At 65.2% G+C, this 16,508-nt stretch carries 10 protein-coding genes; 3 read left to right on the top strand and 7 right to left on the bottom strand.

Features of this window, described 5'->3' with window-relative positions; genetic code table 11:
- Positions 1–103: 103 nt before the first annotated feature.
- The 4 genes from V3328_RS16410 to V3328_RS16425 all read right to left on the bottom strand — a co-directional run bounded on the left by V3328_RS16410 (position 104) and on the right by V3328_RS16425 (position 5,664).
- Positions 104–736, bottom strand: coding sequence for a sarcosine oxidase subunit gamma (locus V3328_RS16410; protein ID WP_340330767.1), 633 nt, complete (start codon positions 734–736; stop codon positions 104–106).
- Positions 729–3,758 (bottom strand): sarcosine oxidase subunit alpha family protein, encoded by a 3,030-nt coding sequence (locus V3328_RS16415; protein WP_340330768.1) that lies wholly within the window; start codon positions 3,756–3,758, stop codon positions 729–731. Before V3328_RS16415 ends, V3328_RS16410 begins: the two co-directional genes overlap by 8 nt.
- A complete protein-coding gene (locus tag V3328_RS16420; RefSeq protein ID WP_340330769.1) occupies positions 3,755–4,120 on the bottom strand; it encodes a sarcosine oxidase subunit delta in 366 nt (121 codons plus the stop codon). Before V3328_RS16420 ends, V3328_RS16415 begins: the two co-directional genes overlap by 4 nt.
- A gap of 293 nt (positions 4,121–4,413) precedes the next feature.
- On the bottom strand, positions 4,414–5,664 hold the full coding sequence (locus V3328_RS16425; RefSeq protein WP_340330770.1) for a sarcosine oxidase subunit beta family protein: 1,251 nt from the start codon (positions 5,662–5,664) through the stop codon (positions 4,414–4,416).
- Between the two features lie 245 nt (positions 5,665–5,909).
- Between V3328_RS16425 and V3328_RS16430 the strand changes: the two genes are divergently transcribed.
- From V3328_RS16430 to V3328_RS16440, 3 genes are all read left to right on the top strand, one after another.
- A complete protein-coding gene (locus tag V3328_RS16430) occupies positions 5,910–6,902 on the top strand; it encodes a GlxA family transcriptional regulator (RefSeq protein WP_340330771.1) in 993 nt (330 codons plus the stop codon).
- 13 nt (positions 6,903–6,915) lie between these two features.
- Positions 6,916–7,977 carry an AI-2E family transporter gene (locus tag V3328_RS16435; protein ID WP_340330772.1) on the top strand — a complete coding sequence of 354 codons (1,062 nt, stop codon included), beginning with the start codon at positions 6,916–6,918 and terminating at the stop codon, positions 7,975–7,977.
- 228 nt (positions 7,978–8,205) lie between these two features.
- Entirely contained in the window at positions 8,206–10,032 is a 1,827-nt protein-coding gene (locus V3328_RS16440) for a serine hydrolase domain-containing protein (protein ID WP_340330773.1), read from the top strand.
- A 612-nt stretch (positions 10,033–10,644) separates the two neighbouring features.
- Here V3328_RS16440 and V3328_RS16445 read toward each other — a convergent pair.
- From V3328_RS16445 to V3328_RS16455, 3 genes are all read right to left on the bottom strand, one after another.
- Positions 10,645–11,904: a hypothetical protein gene (locus tag V3328_RS16445; protein ID WP_340330774.1), complete on the bottom strand. Its 1,260-nt coding sequence runs from the start codon at positions 11,902–11,904 to the stop codon at positions 10,645–10,647.
- Between the two features lie 7 nt (positions 11,905–11,911).
- Positions 11,912–13,489 (bottom strand): peptidoglycan-binding protein, encoded by a 1,578-nt coding sequence (locus V3328_RS16450; RefSeq protein WP_340330775.1) that lies wholly within the window; start codon positions 13,487–13,489, stop codon positions 11,912–11,914.
- Between the two features lie 478 nt (positions 13,490–13,967).
- Entirely contained in the window at positions 13,968–16,478 is a 2,511-nt protein-coding gene (locus V3328_RS16455; protein WP_340330776.1) for a GcvT family protein, read from the bottom strand.
- Positions 16,479–16,508: the final 30 nt, after the last annotated feature.

Below are 16,508 nucleotides of genomic sequence, written 5' to 3' on the forward strand. Positions count from 1 at the left end.
CCCCCCCCCCCCCCCCCCCCCCCCCCCCCCCCCCCAGGGCCCGTAGATGCGGCGGCGGCCGGCCCCTCCGGCTGTCGCCGCGCTTGTCTCGCGTTGGGTCCTGCTACCTTTCGAGGCGCCAGGTCTCGCCCGAAAGGGGTGCCTGTTTCGGCATGCCCCACTCGAAGCCGGCCTCTGCCAGCAGACACCACAGGTAGTCGGCCATCGTGCGCCGCACCAACAGACGGAACGTCGGCCCGCCGTCCACCTCGTCGCCCTCGACCTGCCACAACGTCGCCTGCGCCGCGCCGAACATCGATCCGGCCACCTGCCCCGCCACGAACGCACGCCGGTGCAGGTCCAGCGTCGTCAGCTTCATCAGCATCTCGGCGGCGCGCGGCCCCGCCAGTTCGATGACGGTGTAGTAGGATGTGACGTCGACCACCTGGTGATGGATCGTTGCCAGCTCCTTCTCCAGTGCCTTCGCCGACCCTGCCTCGCCGTCGCGAGGCGTGATGACCCAGAACTCGTCCGGACCGATCCACAGGATCGCCGTTTCGTCCTGCCGCGTCGCCGTACAGGCGTCGGCGGGCAGCGGAACGCCGAGAGCCCGCCTCACGGCTCCGTTGTCGGCCTGCGGATCGACGCGCAGCGCCAGCTTGCCGATGAACGGCAGTTCGACCATGCGCGCGGCGCCTTCCATGGCCCGGATCGGCTTGCGATGGCCGAGCGGCGACCGGCGGCGGGCGTCAGACATCGCCGTCCTCCCGCAGCTTGAGGAAGTCGGTTTCGGTCACCTTCACCGGGATCGGCGCCCCGCCCTTTCGCGAGACCCAGAGTCGCTCGCCGATCCGCGCACCGCCGGACTTCACCATCGCCAATGCGATCGACCGGCCGAGCGTCGGGCTCATGTAGCTCGACGTGACGTGGCCGAGCATCGGCACCGGCGCAGCCGCCTCCGTGCCGGTGGCAATGATGTGCGCGCCCTCATCGAGTACCAGCCTGGAGTCGTCGGTCAGCAGACCGACGAGCTGCTTGCGATCCGTGCGCGCCGTGTCGGAGCGGCTGAGCGAGCGCTTGCCGATGAAGTCGCCCTTCGCCTTGGAGACGATCCAGTCCATCCGCAGGTCGCCCGGCGTCACGGTTCCGTCCGTCTCCTGGCCGACGATGATGAAGCCCTTCTCGGCGCGCAGCAGGTGCATCGCCTCGGTGCCGTATGGCTGGATCGCATACTTGCGGCCCGCCTCCATCAGCTTGTTCCACAGCCACAGTCCGTAGTCCGCGGCGATGTTGATCTCGTAGGCGAGCGCGCCGGTGAACGAAATCCGGAAGACCCGGACCGGCACTCCCTCGATCGTCGCCTCGGAGAAATTCATGAACTCGAAGGTCTCGGGGTCCGGGTCGATCCCCTCGCAGAGGTCGGCGACGACGCGCCAGCTGTCCGGGCCCGACAGGCTCGCGACCGCCCACTGCTCGGTCACGGTCGTCAGATACACCTCGAGGTCCCGCCACTCCGTCTGCAGGTAGTCCTCCAGCCATGTCAGCACGCGCGCGGCCCCGCCGGTCGTGGTGGTCATGTGGAAATGGTCGTCGGCGATACACGCGGTGACCCCGTCGTCCATCACCATTCCGTCCTCGCCCAGCATCAGGCCGTAGCGCGCCTTGCCGGGGGCGAGCTTCGACCAGGCGTTGGTGTAGACGAGGTTGAGGAACGTGCGGGCGTCCTTGCCGCGGATGTCGATCTTGCCCAGCGTCGAGGCATCGAGCACCGCGACCTGCTGGCGCGCGGCCAGGCTTTCGCGCTGCACCGCATCATCGAAGCGCTCGCCGTCGCGCATGTAGGCTCGGGCCCGCAGCCAGTCGCCGACCGGCTCGAAGACGGCTTCGTTCGCCCTGTGCCAGTCATGCATCGGCGTGGTGCGGCGGGGATGGAAATGGGCGCCGACGTGCTGGCCGGCCAGCGCCGCGAACGTGACCGGCTTCCAGGGCTGGCGATAGGTCGTCGTGCCGACCTGCCAGGCGGGCTTCTTGAGCGCATCGGCGACCAGCGCGAAGGCGTTCATGTTGGCGACCTTGCCCTGATCGGTGCCCATGCCGGACGTGGTGTAGCGTTTGGCGTGCTCGATCGAATCGTAGCCTTCGGCAACGGCCAGTTTCAGGTCCTTCGTGGTCACGTCGTCCTGCAGGTCGATCCACGCCCGCACCTTGTGCTTCGGACGTCCGGACGGAATCTCGGCCATGACCCGAGGACTGCCCTGCGGCCGCTCACCGCCCTCGACCTTGGGCGCGCGGATCGTCCGGGCGGCAACGCCCGCCTTGGTCGCCGCCTCGGCGCCGGCCTTTGCGCCCTCCTTCAGGCAGCCCTCGAGATCGAAGGTCGCCGCCGCCGATCCTGCCGTTCGCTCCCGCTGCCAGGACTGGCCGGGCCGAAAGGCGCCGAGGTCCTCGTCAAACAGCAGCTTGCCCCGGGACTGCGAGAACAGCGCGATGTTCGGCATCCAGCCGCCGGACACGGCGAGCAGGTCGCATTCGATCGAGGTGACCGGCCCCTCGACGCGGTCAGCTCCGCTCATCCGGCGCACCGTCGCCCCGGAGACGCGGTGATTGCCCGACGTCCCGACCACCGCGGCGCCCGGATGGATGGCAATGCCGCGTTCGGCCGCCGCGCTCAGCAGGCTGCCGTCGATGTCGCGGCGCAGGTCGACGATGCCGGTGACCCGGGCGCCGGCGGCCTGCAGGTCGAAGGCCGCCTCCCAGGCGGAGTCGTTGTTGGCGAACACCAGCACCCTCTTGCCTGGCAGCACGCCGTAGCGGTGCACGAATGTGCGCGCCGCGCCCGCCAGCATGACGCCCGGCCGGTCGTTCTCGTGGAACACCAGCGGCCGCTCGACGGCCCCGGTTGCGAGCACCACTTCCTTTGCCCTGACCCGCCAGACGCGCTGGCGCGGCAGGTTCTCGGGCCGGTCGTGCGGGGCGAGATGGTCGGAGACCCGCTCCCACAGGCCGACGAAATTCTGCGCGTAGTAGCCGAAGGCCGCCGTCCGCGCGAGGACCGTGACGTCGTCCATGCCCTCCAGCTCGGCCCGCACGTCGTCCGCCCAGGCGGTCGGCGCCTTGCCGCCGATGTGCACCTTGTCCGGATCCAGCGAACGCAGTCGGCCCCCGAGTGCCGCGGTCTCCTCGGCGAGGATCACGCGGGCGCCGGCTCGGCCGGCCGCCAGTGCCGCCATCAGCCCGGCCGGGCCGCCGCCGACCACCAGCACGTCGCAGTGCCGGTTGGCCTTCTCGTAGGCGTCCGGGTCCGGCAGGCTCGGCGCCCGGCCCATGCCGGCGGCGCGGCGGATGAACGGCTCGAAGGCCATCCAGCTGCCGAGCGGCCCCATGAAGGTCTTGTAGTAGAAGCCGGCGGGCAGGAACGCCGAGACCCAGTCGTTCAGCGAGCCGACGTCGAACTTCAGCGACGGCCAGACGTTCTGGGCGGTCGCCTGGAGGCCGTCGTAGATTTCCTGCTCGGTGACGCGCGTGTTCGGGTCCGTGCGGGCGGCATCCCTGCCGATCTGCACGAGCGCCGCCGGATCTTCGGAACCGGCGCCGAATATCCCGCGCGGCCGGTGATACTTGAAGCCCCGCGCGACCATGTGTTCGCCGTTGGCGAGCAGCGCAGACGCGAGCGTGTCGCCGGGATGGCCGGTGAAATCGCGGCCGTCGAACCGGAAGCGCACGACGCGGCTGCGGTCGATCAGTCCGCCCGAGGGGCGTCGGAACGGTTGCGCGGTCAATTGCCCGCCTCCGGCTGGATGACCTTCACCGCATCGTTGCCGGACCCGATCGGCGCCTCGCCCGACGGCGTTGCCGGTTCGACCGTTTCCACCGCCGGCGCCTTTTCGCCGATCCTGTACACCGCCAGGATCTCGTCGGTCGCGGTGTTGCGCAGCATGTTGAAGAAGTGCCGGCAGCCGGCGGTATGCACCCAGCGCTCCGCAAACAGGCCCTTCGGGTTGTTGCGCAGGAACACGAAGTCCGCCCACTGCTCGTCGGTCAGGTCCTCGCCGTTCGTCGGGCGCACGACATGCGCCTCTCCGGCATTGGAGAATTCCGACTGGTCGCGGGCGCCGCAATAGGGGCAGTCGATCAGGAACATGGGCGCACCTAGCAACGGAAGCATTCGATCGACAAGCCGCCCGCTCGCCTGCGGCTCGCGCCCCCACCCCGCCCCTCCCCCACGAGGGGGGAGGGAGGTGTCATCGGCACCTTCCGTTTTCCGGCCCTTTGGCAGGACATGGCGGAATCGATAGCGGCGCTGTCAGGGACGCATGACAGTCGTACCCCCTCCCCCCTCGTGGGGGAGGGTCGGGGTGGGGGCGCCGCGAATGCGGCGTCGAAAGCGCCGGAGGCGATTTCGAAATCAGGCGAAAAACCCATTACCTCTACCCCCTAATGCGCCACGGCGGCGGCGCCGTGCTCGGCGACCAGCGCGCCCGAATGGAACCGGTCGAGCGCGAAGGGTGCGGCGATCGGGTGGGGCTCGTCCTTGGCGACCGTCCAGGCGAAGACATGGCCGGAGCCCGGCGTCGCCTTCCAGCCGCCGGTGCCCCAGCCGCCGTTGATGTAGAAGCCTTTGACCGGCGTCTTCGAGATGATCGGGCTGGCGTCGGGGCAGGTGTCGACGATGCCGCCCCACTGGCGCATCATTCTCAGCCGCGCGACCGGCGGAAGCAGTTCGCAAAGCGAGGCCATCTGGTGCTCGATGATGTCCAGGGAGCCGCGCTGCGTGTAGGAATTGTGGGCGTCGATGCCCGCCCCTATCACCAGTTCGCCCTTGTCGGACTGGCTGCAATAGACGTGCACCGCGTTCGACATGATCACGCACGGCACCAGCGGCTTGATCGGCTCGGACACCAGCGCCTGCAGCGGATGGCTCTGGATCGGCAGCCTGATATCGAGCATCGACGCGATCACCGAGGTATGCCCGGCGGTGACGCATGCGACCTTCGGCGTCCTGATCGTGCCCCGGGTCGTCTCGACGCCGGTGACCGCGCCCCGGGAGGTCCTGATCCCGGTCACCTCGCATTGCTGGATGATGTCGACGCCCATCGCGTCGCAGGCACGCGCGTAGCCCCAGACCACCGCGTCGTGCCGGTTGGTGCCGCCGTCGCGCTGGAGGGTGGCCCCGAGCACCGGATAGCGGATGTCGTGGGAGATGTTGATGACCGGGCAGAAGTCCTTGACCTGCTTGGCGTCGAGCCACTCGGAATCGACGCCGTTCAGCCGGTTCGCCTCGACGCGGCGCTTCAGCTGGCGGCCTTCGTGCTCGTCATGGGCGAGGTTGAGCACGCCGCGATGGCTCATCATGATGTTGTAGTTGAGCTCGCGGCCGAGCGTCTTCCAGAGGGTGAGCGCGTGATTGTAGATCGCAGCGCTCTCGTCGAAGAGGTAGTTGGACCGGATGATCGTCGTGTTGCGGCCCGAATTGCCGCCGCCGATCCAGCCCTTCTCGATCACCGCGATATTGGTGAGCCCGTGCTCCTTGGCGAGGTAGTAGGCGGTCGCCAGCCCGTGGCCGCCGCCGCCGATGATGACCGCATCGTAGGCGGCCTTCGGCTCGGGATGGCGCCAGACGCGATGCCAGCCGCGATGGCCGTTCAGGCCTTCGCGGATCAGCGAGAAGACGGAATAGCGCTGCATTTGGCACCCGCTCCCGAACCAGAGATCGCCGCCCCTGCGGCTGCGTGACGGTGCCGCGGGGAGCGCCGGGACGAGGCGCCGAAACCCCGCGTCACCCTGCGTTCGCACACTGGCTCGCACGCTGCTCACCATGCCGTTCTTGCGTTCGGACCTTTTGTCATCTAGGAGCGATGAGTGGCCTGATTGCGACATGTGCAATGCTGGCCGTACGATCCGGCATGACCGGAGTCCAGGAGCGGGCTTTAATGGACGCAACCGTCACGCGTTCGCGCTGCATCGTCTTCTTTCTCGTGCCGAACTTCTCGATGATCGCGTTCGCGACGGCGATCGAGCCGCTTCGCCTCGCCAACCGTCAGCTCGGCCAGCAATTCTACACCTGGCGGCTGATCACCGAGAACGGCACGCCCGGCCTCGCATCGAACGGGGTCAAGGTCGAGGTCGACGGCTCGCTCGAGGACGAGAAGCGGCGAATGCACTCCGACGAGCGGCCGGACATGTTCTTCGTCTGCTCCGGCGTGTTCGTCGAGAAGTACGACTCCAAGTCGCTCAACTCGTGGCTCCGCCAGCTCAACCGCAGCGGCGTCACGGTCGGCGCCATGTGCACCGGCGCCTGGATCCTGGCCAGGGCCGGCCTGCTCGACGGCAAGCGCTGCGCCATCCACTGGGAGAACCTGCCCGGCTTCGCCGAGGCGTTTCCGGAAGCCGAGATCTACGCCGACCTCTTCGAGGTCGACAAGAACATCTATACCTGCGCCGGCGGGACGGCCTCGCTGGACATGATGCTGAACCTGATCGATGCCGATCACGGCGAGACGGTGGTCAACCGCGTCTGCGAGCAGGCGCTCACCGACAGGGTGCGCGGCCCGCACGACCGGCAGCGGCTGCCGCTGCGGGCGAGGCTCGGCATCCACAACTCGAAGGTTCTCACTATCATCGAGCTGATGGAGGCCAACATCGCCGAGCCGTTGTCGCTCGTCGAGCTCGCCCGCTACGCCGGACTGTCGCGCCGCCAGATCGAGCGCCTGTTCAGGCGCACGATGGGGCGTTCTCCGGCGCGCTACTATCTGGAACTGCGGCTCGACCGGGCGCGGCATCTGCTGCTTCAGTCCAATCTGCCGGTCGTCGAGGTCGCGGTCGCCTGCGGCTTCGTTTCCGCCTCGCACTTTTCCAAGTGCTACCGCGAATTCTACGGCCGCTCCCCGCTGATGGAACGTCGCGAACGCGAAGCCGTGGCGTGACCGGGGCCGCCGAATGAGCCCTCCGCGCTGGTTCCTGTGGATCGTCGTCGTCGCGATCATGCTGTGGGGCCTGACGGCGGCACGGGCATACCTGATCCCGATCGCCATCGCTCTGGTGCTGTTCAGCCTGCTCGCCGCGCTGATCGACTGGATCACCAAGCTGCACGTCGGACGGTGGTCCGTGCCGCGGCCGCTGGCCACGGTGATCGGATTGATCATCATTGCCTACGGGCTGTCCCTGATGGTCTCCGTGCTCTCCTCCCAGGTCGAGGCGGTGATCGCGGCGAGCCCGCGCTACATCTCCCGCATCGAGGCGCTGTTGTCCGATGCCGCCGAGTTCTTCGGCCGCGACATTGCCGAGGATCTTCAGAAGGCCCTGTCCGAAATCAATCTGGCGGCCCGCATTCCCGGCCTGGTCGGTTCGGCGGGAGCGACCGTGACGACGATCACCCTGATCGTTCTCTACATGGGCTTCATGTTCGTCGAGCGCGGCGCGTTCCAGCGGAAGCTCGACCGCCTGCTGCCGGATCATGACCAGGCAAGCCGCGTCCGCGCGGTGATCCTGTCCATCTCCGACAGCGTGCAGCGATACTTCACGATCAAGCTGTTCGTCAGCGCCCTGACCGGTCTTGCCGCCTATGCGGTGATGAAGCCGATGGGCCTGGATTTCGCGGAAACCTGGGCGCTGCTGGCCGTCCTGTTGAACTTCATCCCGAACATCGGGTCGGCGATCGCCACCATCCTGCCGGCGATCGTGGCGCTGGTTCAGTTCGACACGCTTGGTCCGTTCCTGGTGATCGCATTCGGCGTGAGCACGATCCAGCTCGTCATCGGCAATTTCGTCGAGCCGGCGCTGATGGGGCGCTCGCTGAACCTCAGCCCGCTGGTCATCATCCTGTCGCTGACGTTCTGGGCCTTCGTCTGGGGCATCGTCGGGATGTTCCTGTCGGTGCCCATCATGGTGATCGTGCTGATCGTCTGTTCGCAGATCCCCGCCTGGCGGCCGGTTGCGGTGATCCTGTCTCGGGACGGCCGGATTCCCGACAGCGAAATTGCCAACGATCCTGTTGCCTGAGGGCCCGACCGCCCTGCCGGCTGGCTGGAGAGGGTGGTGCGGCTGAGTTTCTCTCTTCGATTGAAACCGGCTTGTCGGCGCGGCCGGACTCGTGCGACGCTGTGGCGACAGCATCCGCGCAGCAAGTCGATCCATTCGGCGGGACCGCGAATGACGACCGACGCGGCCTGACAACGGCCGCCCTGCGATTGCGAGGCTGGCGTCTCGTGGGGAAATGGGGCGGCCTTCATGACATCTCTTTCGATCGGACCATCGCGCTGGCGGGTGCGTGGAGCTTCGCTGCGGCTCCTGCTTGCCGGAGCCCTCGGGCTGGCGGCCGACGCGGCGCTGGCCGATCACGTCACCTACAAGGGCATCGCCGATACCTTCGCTGGGTCGTTCGTCGCCAACGGCCAGGCCGTCGGCGTCGGCGTCGCGATCATCGACGGCCCGCGCAGGCCGAGGTTCTTCACCTACGGCGATGCGGTGGCGAAAACCGGCAGGCCGCTGAGGCCCGGCTCGCTGTTCCGGATGGGATCCGTCTCCAAGGTCTTCACGATGAACCTGCTCGGACAGCGGATGCACGCAGGAAAAATCGACCCCGGACAGTCGCTGTCGGACTTCTCGGCCCGGATCGGGACGATGAAGCCGCTCACCTCGCAGATGACGATCCAGCAGCTGGCGACCTTCACCGGAGGCGTCATCGACACGCCGCCGATATGCGATGACGACCATCTTCCCCCGGGCTGCTTCCCGAATTCCCTGCCGAGTATCGCCGAGTATCCGGTTCCCGATTTCGCCGAATACATCCGGAACATCCTCCCCAGGAACTACCAGGCGCCGGGCTGCCCGCCCAGGTGTCCCTATGTCGACTCCCTGCCCTCCACCTACAACTACTCCAACTACAGTGCGGCCCTGATCGGCCTGCTGATCGGCGGCAAGCCGGACGCGCCCCTGAGCAACCCGGCGGTGCGGGGCTGGTTCAGGGCGGTCAGGAAGGACATCCTGAAGCCCCTTCGCCTGAACGACACCTTCCTCACGGTGCCGGCCGGCAAGCGGTCGCGCGAGGTCGCAGGATACGATCCGGCCACGGCTTCGCCGGACGTGAGCAACGGCATGATCGTCAAGGCGGTCGTTGACAGCCGTGGCAGCAACTATTCGCAGACGCCGCAGGTCGAGGTCATCGGCGGCGGCAGCGGGGCGAAAGTCACCGCCACGCTCGGCAAGTGCCTCAGGGACAGCGCCGACTGTTCGCAATACGACCCGTGCCTGGCCGGAGATACCGATTGTCAGGTCGTCGCGCTGACGGTGCAGACGCAGGGCAGCGGCTATGTGCTTCCGCCCGTCATCACGTTCGAAGACGCTGACGGCGTTGCAGCCGACGCGATCATTTCGGGCGGCAAGGTCGTCGGGGTCAGGATCCTCGCGGGCGGCTCGGGACTTGAAGCCGCCCCGCAGGTCACGATTCGCGGCGGCCAGCCGGACGGCGGCACACCGGCCCGGCTTCAGGCGGTGGTCTCCGGCGGCACGGTCACCTATGTCCGGGTCATCGATCCGGGGTCGGGCTATGCCGACCGGTTGGCGGTCGTGATCGCACCGGGCGAGCGGACCACCATTCCCCGCTCGTCGATGGCGCCGGCGGGCTTCCTGGTCTCGAGCCTGAAGAACCTGTCGGCCTTCACGCGGGCCGCCTTCGCCGCCGACGGCAAGCTCGGCGCGCGGAAGTCCCGGATCAGGGAGGGCTTCAGGATCTCAGAAGAGCCCTACGTGTGTCTGATGGGCCCGCCCGCCCCCGGCAACTGCCCGGACGGCTCGAAGAGCGGCTACGCCTGGGTGGTCCATCCCGGCGACGGGTCGACCGGCAGGCCACAGGTCGTTTCCAAGGACGGCGGGATTTCCGGCTACTCCACCTTCGTCACCTTCATGGCCGACCTGGAGCTCGGCGTCGTCGTCTCGGTCAACACGCGCCCCGATGCGGGCGGACTGCCGCCGGCGGTCCTGCTCGGGCAGGACATCCTCAACGCGGTCTACTACGAGTGCCGGCGCTACGGCTTTGGCCACGGCCGGTGCCAGTGAGGCAGGGGGAGGCCGGCAGGATTCTCCCGGGCGTGGCGGGCCGCCTGATTGGTCCCACGGTGTGATGAAATCAGTTCATATCACCCGGATTGGCGGGATCAGCTGTGGGGCAGGTACTTCACGGCAGCGCCACAAGAAGCACGCCATCCGAGCGTGCGACACGGCGATCGACGGCTCCGATCAAAGAGCTAGCGGCCCAATATGGCTCAATTAGAAGACCGTCGCCAAGTGGCGCAAGCGGGCCTTCCTCCACGATGCCCCAACTGGCCTGAACGAACGAGAAGGTCCATCAACAAACAGAAGCCGCATAGCACTTCTTCGCGATATCAGAGTTGTAAGCGCCTTTTGGCGCGTCTGATCCTGAGTCAGTGCCCTTCAGAAACCCAACGCTTGAGTCTGAAGCGCAATGATGCCGTCATCGATGAACTTGTTATGAGACTACCCCTGTTGGGGGTGCATAGCACTGAACGGCAATATAAGTCTACTCTTGCGAAGAACACCGAGGTGGCAGGATATACTGATCTCGATAGCAATGGCTTTGCCCCCGCTTTGACTGGCTGAAATCCGTCGTCCAATCGCGGATTGCCGGGAAGTCCGAGCAGCGCTCTGCGGTCATTTTCCCGGCTCGCTCAAACTCCGCTCTCGAAGGGCGCTCTGCAGCGTATTCTCAGTGGAATTGAGGATGCTGGGAACAAGCCGTTCGGAAAATCCGGCGAGAAAGCACCAGAACACCAGCAAGGCCAATGCCTCGCGTGGCACGATCACCGTTAAAGCGTAGTCGTCTTCTGATGGGTTAATGCGCGGGACGATTGTAGATGGATGAGTATCTGGCGCGGCGGAGCTCCCGACCTCTTCTTCGGCGGGGACCGAAGTGCCGCCTTCAGCAGTCTGGGCCTGCGCAGACCCAGAAGCAGTGCCTCCCGCCCGTCCACCGACCCCCGCTGGCGATTGTTGGGCGCTGGATTGAGGCTCAATTATATCAATCTTGTATTGCGAAAACCCCGCGTCTTCGAATTCAGGGAAGAGTCGACCATCTATCATGTCAGAACGAAGAAAGAAAAAAACAATCAAAGCGCCGCACATGCCTATGCACCCCCGAAACAACAACGAAAAATATCCTCTCGAGGTCTTTAGCTCGTCAATCGTCATCTGGTCCCCGCGAGTGGCGACGTATTGCAGTCTGCTGAAATATGCGCCGAACAAGCCAGCCGTGAGCGCCGCGTAAAGACTGACACCTGAATAGAGTCTTGTCAGGACACGTGGCGTGCCCCAAATGGCGGCATCAGCATAAATCAGGATGTAGGGAAGAAGGAAAAGAATCGCCGAAACGATGCACATTTGAACGATGCGCTGCGTCACGTCCCGGATGAGGGGCCTCGCGTAATACTTGCGCTGTATGCTCCAATGTATTTCTTCGAGAATCTTGAGGAGCAACGATCGAAGCGGAACTTCAGCGCCCGATTTTAATGAAGGCGGCGTGGCATCGTCAAGAGCAGCGGCTCTCGCCGTAGCGAACGCGATACGAAGTTCGGGCTCTGTCCGGACCCTTTCACCTTTCGCCTCGTCAAGGCGCTCGCTGATCGTCTCGATCAAGCTCTCTGGCGGCTCGATCATCGCCAAAAGACGCTCTAACCGGTAGGCCTCCGTCCACGCCGCATCCTCCGTTACGCTTACGACGTTCAGGAGCTTTTCGCGGCCTTCTTTGACCTCGGCGTGAATCTTTGCATCGCTCTCACTTAGGACGCGGCCAGTTGCCAGCCAATGCAGGCGCACATCCAGCTTGCTCAGGAAAAAGCGCAGCATCGTGTCTGCCTCGACGGCGTATGCTTGATCCGAGGAAGAAGACTTACTATCCTGCAAAGACGTGGTCATTAAGCCCTCATTGCAGGCGCGCAAACTGGAAGTGCATCCAGTCGTAGTTGCGCTCCCGTCCAAGGCCGACTGCTCCTTCTGCATAGACGAATTCCCAGAACGCATCATATTCGGGTGCATCCAGTGCAGCCTCGTCGCGCCCCATCTTGAGCGCGTTGCGCTCGGGATCCACGTCCCAGGCGATGCCGTAGGCATGCATCGACCAGCTCGTCCCACCGCGCTTCTTACGCACATTCAGACAGCCTCCGAACATGTCTAGGCGGAGGCGACGCAATTCTTCTAGGCCGTAGTGCTTTAAGGTTCGCGTCCAGATCCGCTCGAGGGATTCGCTGACGAGAGAATGGCATTGTACCTGGCGCACGATCTTTGCCGGGTCCCAAGCGAGTTTCATAGGAAATGGGAGCTGCAGATAGACCTGATTACTGCCGGGTGCCCCGAAATATTCTTGGACGCCGGATTCCGTGGGCCAGTTGGACTTTGCGGTAGAGTCCGTGAAGGCAGGCGCGACATTCGACCTGCGACCAACGGTTCGGTCATCTTCTTCCTCGTCGGTAGCCCCCTTGTCCTCGTCACGCCAATTCTCTTCCGCGGTCGGGACGCCGCCGTTCGCTATACGCGTCACATAAATATCAAAGGCGGCACGCGTCTGCGGCCCCAAGAGCCCATCGATCGCTCCGACCTCGATGCCATCAATGCGGCAGAGGGCCTGTAGGGAGGCAATGATCAGGCGCAGTTCCGGCCACTCTGAAATTCCGGTCACGCGCTGGTTCTTGAGCAGCGCCTTGATGGCCGTTTCCGTAGCGGCACCGTAGATGCCGTCGACCTCAGCTAAATAAAGGCCCATCCCCTTAAGCCGATTTTGAACTTCTCGCAGATCCATTGCCACGTATCGTCCCGGCATTCCGGCCGAAGGCGGTGCAGTGCCTCTACCAATCACCGTGCGCACCTTCCGCAGCCATTCCTTGCGATCTTCAAAGCCGTTTGGCATGCCTCTCGAACGAGCGTTGCCTAGGTTGATAGCCCGAGAAATGGAAAGGAGGTCATCGGCGTCTGCATACGTATTGAGCCTGCCCTCCCTCCATTCTGCTACGGCGGGCTTCAGGGCGTGCGCGGCTGAGACGATCAACTCCGGATTGGTCTCAAAATCTACGCCGGACAGGCTACCCATACGGCGGTAGTTGTAGCGTCCCGTAGTCTGCATCAGCCCGCCGCCACGGTATTTGTAACCATCGCCAGCTTTCACATTGCCGAGTTCCGCGGCCTTGTGCAGATTGCCAAGGCCATAGACGCGTTCAGCGATCTCCTCCTGCCTGTGAGCAAGTCGGCGCGCTTCGGCCTCATCAATACCGGCGGAATGGCGACCCACCCCGAACACCGCCAGAAGGCGTTCAACGCGGTAGTTCATGCTTTCCCATTCCACCCGAAGACCACCAGATTCATGCAGCACTTGCGCAAGAAAATGCGCTAAACGTGCGGGTGTATTGATCTCGTTTTCTTCGAGCAAAAGGTCTCCCGCCTCGATTGCGGCCAAATAATTTTCACGGGCGAGCGGCGCTACTGCACGGACAAGGTCAATTCCACGCATCCCGGCACCTCCGGAAGACAGCAAATAGCAATAACCTATGTAAGGCGAGTTTACTCGGACCTGCAACCATTTTCTAGTGCCCATATGATCGCTAGCCGCACACCTAATGCTCGTGAGGTACTAGAAACCCCGAAGGGTAGCTGTGTGTTCGACGCGCTGTGGTTGGCCAGGTCTGGGCTGATGATAGTTGGCATATTCCGAACGCATCCCGCAGCGCCGGACACCGCAGCCTTTGCACATCGTTTTGGTCGTCAAGTTGCTGAGTTCCACGTCCCTGTTGTGGTTTTGGGATGCCTGCTTGCCGGTCATGCGCACGACTGACTAGTCATCCACTGATGATTGATTCTCGTCAGGCGTTGAACAGGGATTGAGGCCGGTGCGGCAGTCATAAAACCAAGCGTTAGGCGTGCCGGTTGAGAACATGGCTCTACTACAGGCCGCATCCAGACTGTGGCTCCGAAGGCTTAGAGTCCACGACCTACCCCCGCAACCTCTCGTTCTGCGGATCGAACGGCGATTCCTCGATGACGGTCGCCCTGTAGCGGTCGCCGAGGATCTGGATCTCCAGTTCCGAGCCGATCTCGCCGAGGTCGGGCCGCACCATCGCCAGCGCCAGCGACTTGCCCAGACGCCAGCCGTAGCCGCCCGACGTGGCCCGGCCGACGAGGTCGTCGCCGAGCCAGATCGCCTCGTTGCCGCGGGCGTCGACGTCGGTGACGCCGTGCACCTCCATGGTCACGAAGCGGTTCCGGATCCCCTTCTGCTGCCACTCGACCAGCGCGTCCCTGCCGATGAAATCGCCCTTGTTGGGATGCACGAAGCGGTCGAGGCCCGACTCCAGCGCCGCGTACTCGATCGACAGCTCGCGCGGGATCAGCCGGTAGGACTTCTCCAGCCGCATCGAATCCATCGCCCGGATGCCGAACGGCCTGATGCCGAAGTCCGACCCCGCCGCCATCAGGTGGTCGAAGATCGTGTTCTGCATCTCGATTGGATGATGCAGTTCCCAGCCGAGCTCGCCGACGAAGTTCACCCGCATCGCGTCGGCAACCGCATTGCCGACGCTGATCCGCTTGCCGGTCAGCCAGGGGAAGCCGGCATTCGACAGGTCGGTGTCGGTCAGCTTCTGCAGGACGTCGCGCGAGCGCGGCCCGGCAAGCACCAGCACGCCGACCTTCGCGGTGATCGGCACCATCTGCACGCTGCCGTCATCGGGCAGGAGCTTCTGCAGGCAGTCGTGGTCGTGCCGCTCGAAGGCGCCGGCGGAGACGAGGTAGTAGGCGTTCTCGCGCGCCTTGAAGACGGTGAACTCGGAGCGTACGCCGCCGTTCCGGGACAAAAGGTGGCAGAGCGTCAGGCGGCCGACCTTCTTCGGGATCCGGTTCGCCAGGATCGAGTCGAGCCAGGCCTCCGCCCCCGGGCCGGTGACGGTGCACTTGGCGAAGGCCGTCATGTCGAGCACGCCGACGTTCTCGTGGACGTTCCGGCATTCCTCGCCGACGAAGGGGAAATAGTTCGAGCGGCGGAACGACCAGCGCTCGCGGATCCTGCCGGTATGGTCGGCCGGCGGGTGGTTGTGGCTGGTCAGCGTGTCGTCGACATCCAGTTCGTCGGCGGGCACCTCGTAGCCGTCCGGCGCGAACCAGTTCGGCCGCTCCCAGCCGTAGACCGAGCCGAACACGGCGCCTAGGCCTGCCATCCGGCCGTAGCACGGCGCCGTCTTCAGCGGCCGCGCCGCGGCCCGCTCCTCGTCTGGATAGTGCAGCGTGAAGACGTTGGCGTAGGCTTCCTCGTTCTTCTGCTTCAGGTAGCCGCGCGAGGCGTAGGGCCCGAACCGGCGCGGGTCGACGCCCATCATGTCGATCGACGGCTCGCCCTCGACGATCCATTCGGCAAGCTGCCATCCGGCGCCGCCGGCCGCCGTCACGCCGAACGAATGGCCTTCGTTCAGCCAGAAGTTCTTCAGCCCCCAGGCCGGGCCGACGATCGGCGAGCCGTCCGGCGTGTAGGCGATGGCGCCGTTGAAGACCTGCTTGATGCCGACCTCGCCGAAATACGGCACCCGCTCGATCGCCGTCTCGATATGCGGCTCGAGGCGTTCGAGGTCCTCCTGGAACAGTTCGTATTCAGACTTTTCGTCCGGCCCGTCGACGTAGCAGCACGGCGCGCCCTTCTCGTAGGGGCCGAGCAGCAGGCCGCCTGCCTCCTCGCGCATGTACCAGGAGGAATCGGATTCGCGCAGCACGCACAGTTCCAGGCCGCCGTTCCTGCGGTGCTCCTGGATCGCCGGGTGCGGCTCGGTGACGATGTACTGGTGCTCGACCGGGATGACGGGAATGTCGAGGCCGACCATCTCGCCGGTCTTGCGCACGAAGTTGCCGGTGGCGGAGACGACATGCTCGCAGGTGATGTCGCCCTTGTCCGTCTTCACCAGCCAGTCGCCGTCCGGCTGCCGCTCGATGCCGGTCACCGTCGTTTTGCGGTTGATCTCGGCGCCGCGCGCGCGGGCGCCGCGGGCGAGCGCCTGGGTCAGGTCGGCCGGCTGGATGTAGCCGTCCTCCGGGTGCTGGATCGCGCCGAGGATGCCGTCGACGTTGACGTAGGGCCAGAGATCCTTGACCTCCGACGCCGTCAGGACCTTTACGTCGACGCCGAGCGTACGGGCGACGCCCGCGTAGTACATGTACTCGTCCCAGCGATCCTTGGTGCGGGCGAGCCGCACGTTCGTCACCTTGCGGAAGCCGGTATCCATTCCGGTCTCCTCGGCAAGCTCCTGGTAGAAGCGGACCGAGTACTTGTGGATCTGGCCGACCGAGTAGCTCATGTTGAACAGCGGCAGCAGTCCGGCGGCGTGCCAGGTAGAGCCGGACGTCAGTTCGCGCCGCTCCAGCAGCACGACGTCCGACCACCCTTTCCGGGCCAGGTGATAGAGCGTCGAGACGCCGACCACGCCGCCGCCGATCACCACCGCACGGGCATGTGTCCTCATGAGATTTCCCCCGGAAAGACCGTGCGGATC

This window comes from Microbaculum marinum (assembly GCF_037855135.1).
GTDB lineage: Bacteria > Pseudomonadota > Alphaproteobacteria > Rhizobiales > Tepidamorphaceae > Microbaculum > Microbaculum marinum.

Coding starts and splice junctions, on each gene's coding strand:
- V3328_RS16410 (WP_340330767.1), bottom strand. CDS start 736: ATGTCTGACGCCCGCCGCCGGTCGCCGCTCGGCCATCGCAAGCCGATC.
- V3328_RS16420 (WP_340330769.1), bottom strand. CDS start 4,120: ATGTTCCTGATCGACTGCCCCTATTGCGGCGCCCGCGACCAGTCGGAA.
- V3328_RS16425 (WP_340330770.1), bottom strand. CDS start 5,664: ATGCAGCGCTATTCCGTCTTCTCGCTGATCCGCGAAGGCCTGAACGGC.
- V3328_RS16430 (WP_340330771.1), top strand. CDS start 5,910: ATGGACGCAACCGTCACGCGTTCGCGCTGCATCGTCTTCTTTCTCGTG.
- V3328_RS16435 (WP_340330772.1), top strand. CDS start 6,916: ATGAGCCCTCCGCGCTGGTTCCTGTGGATCGTCGTCGTCGCGATCATG.
- V3328_RS16440 (WP_340330773.1), top strand. CDS start 8,206: ATGACATCTCTTTCGATCGGACCATCGCGCTGGCGGGTGCGTGGAGCT.
- V3328_RS16445 (WP_340330774.1), bottom strand. CDS start 11,904: ATGACCACGTCTTTGCAGGATAGTAAGTCTTCTTCCTCGGATCAAGCA.
- V3328_RS16450 (WP_340330775.1), bottom strand. CDS start 13,489: ATGCGTGGAATTGACCTTGTCCGTGCAGTAGCGCCGCTCGCCCGTGAA.
- V3328_RS16455 (WP_340330776.1), bottom strand. CDS start 16,478: ATGAGGACACATGCCCGTGCGGTGGTGATCGGCGGCGGCGTGGTCGGC.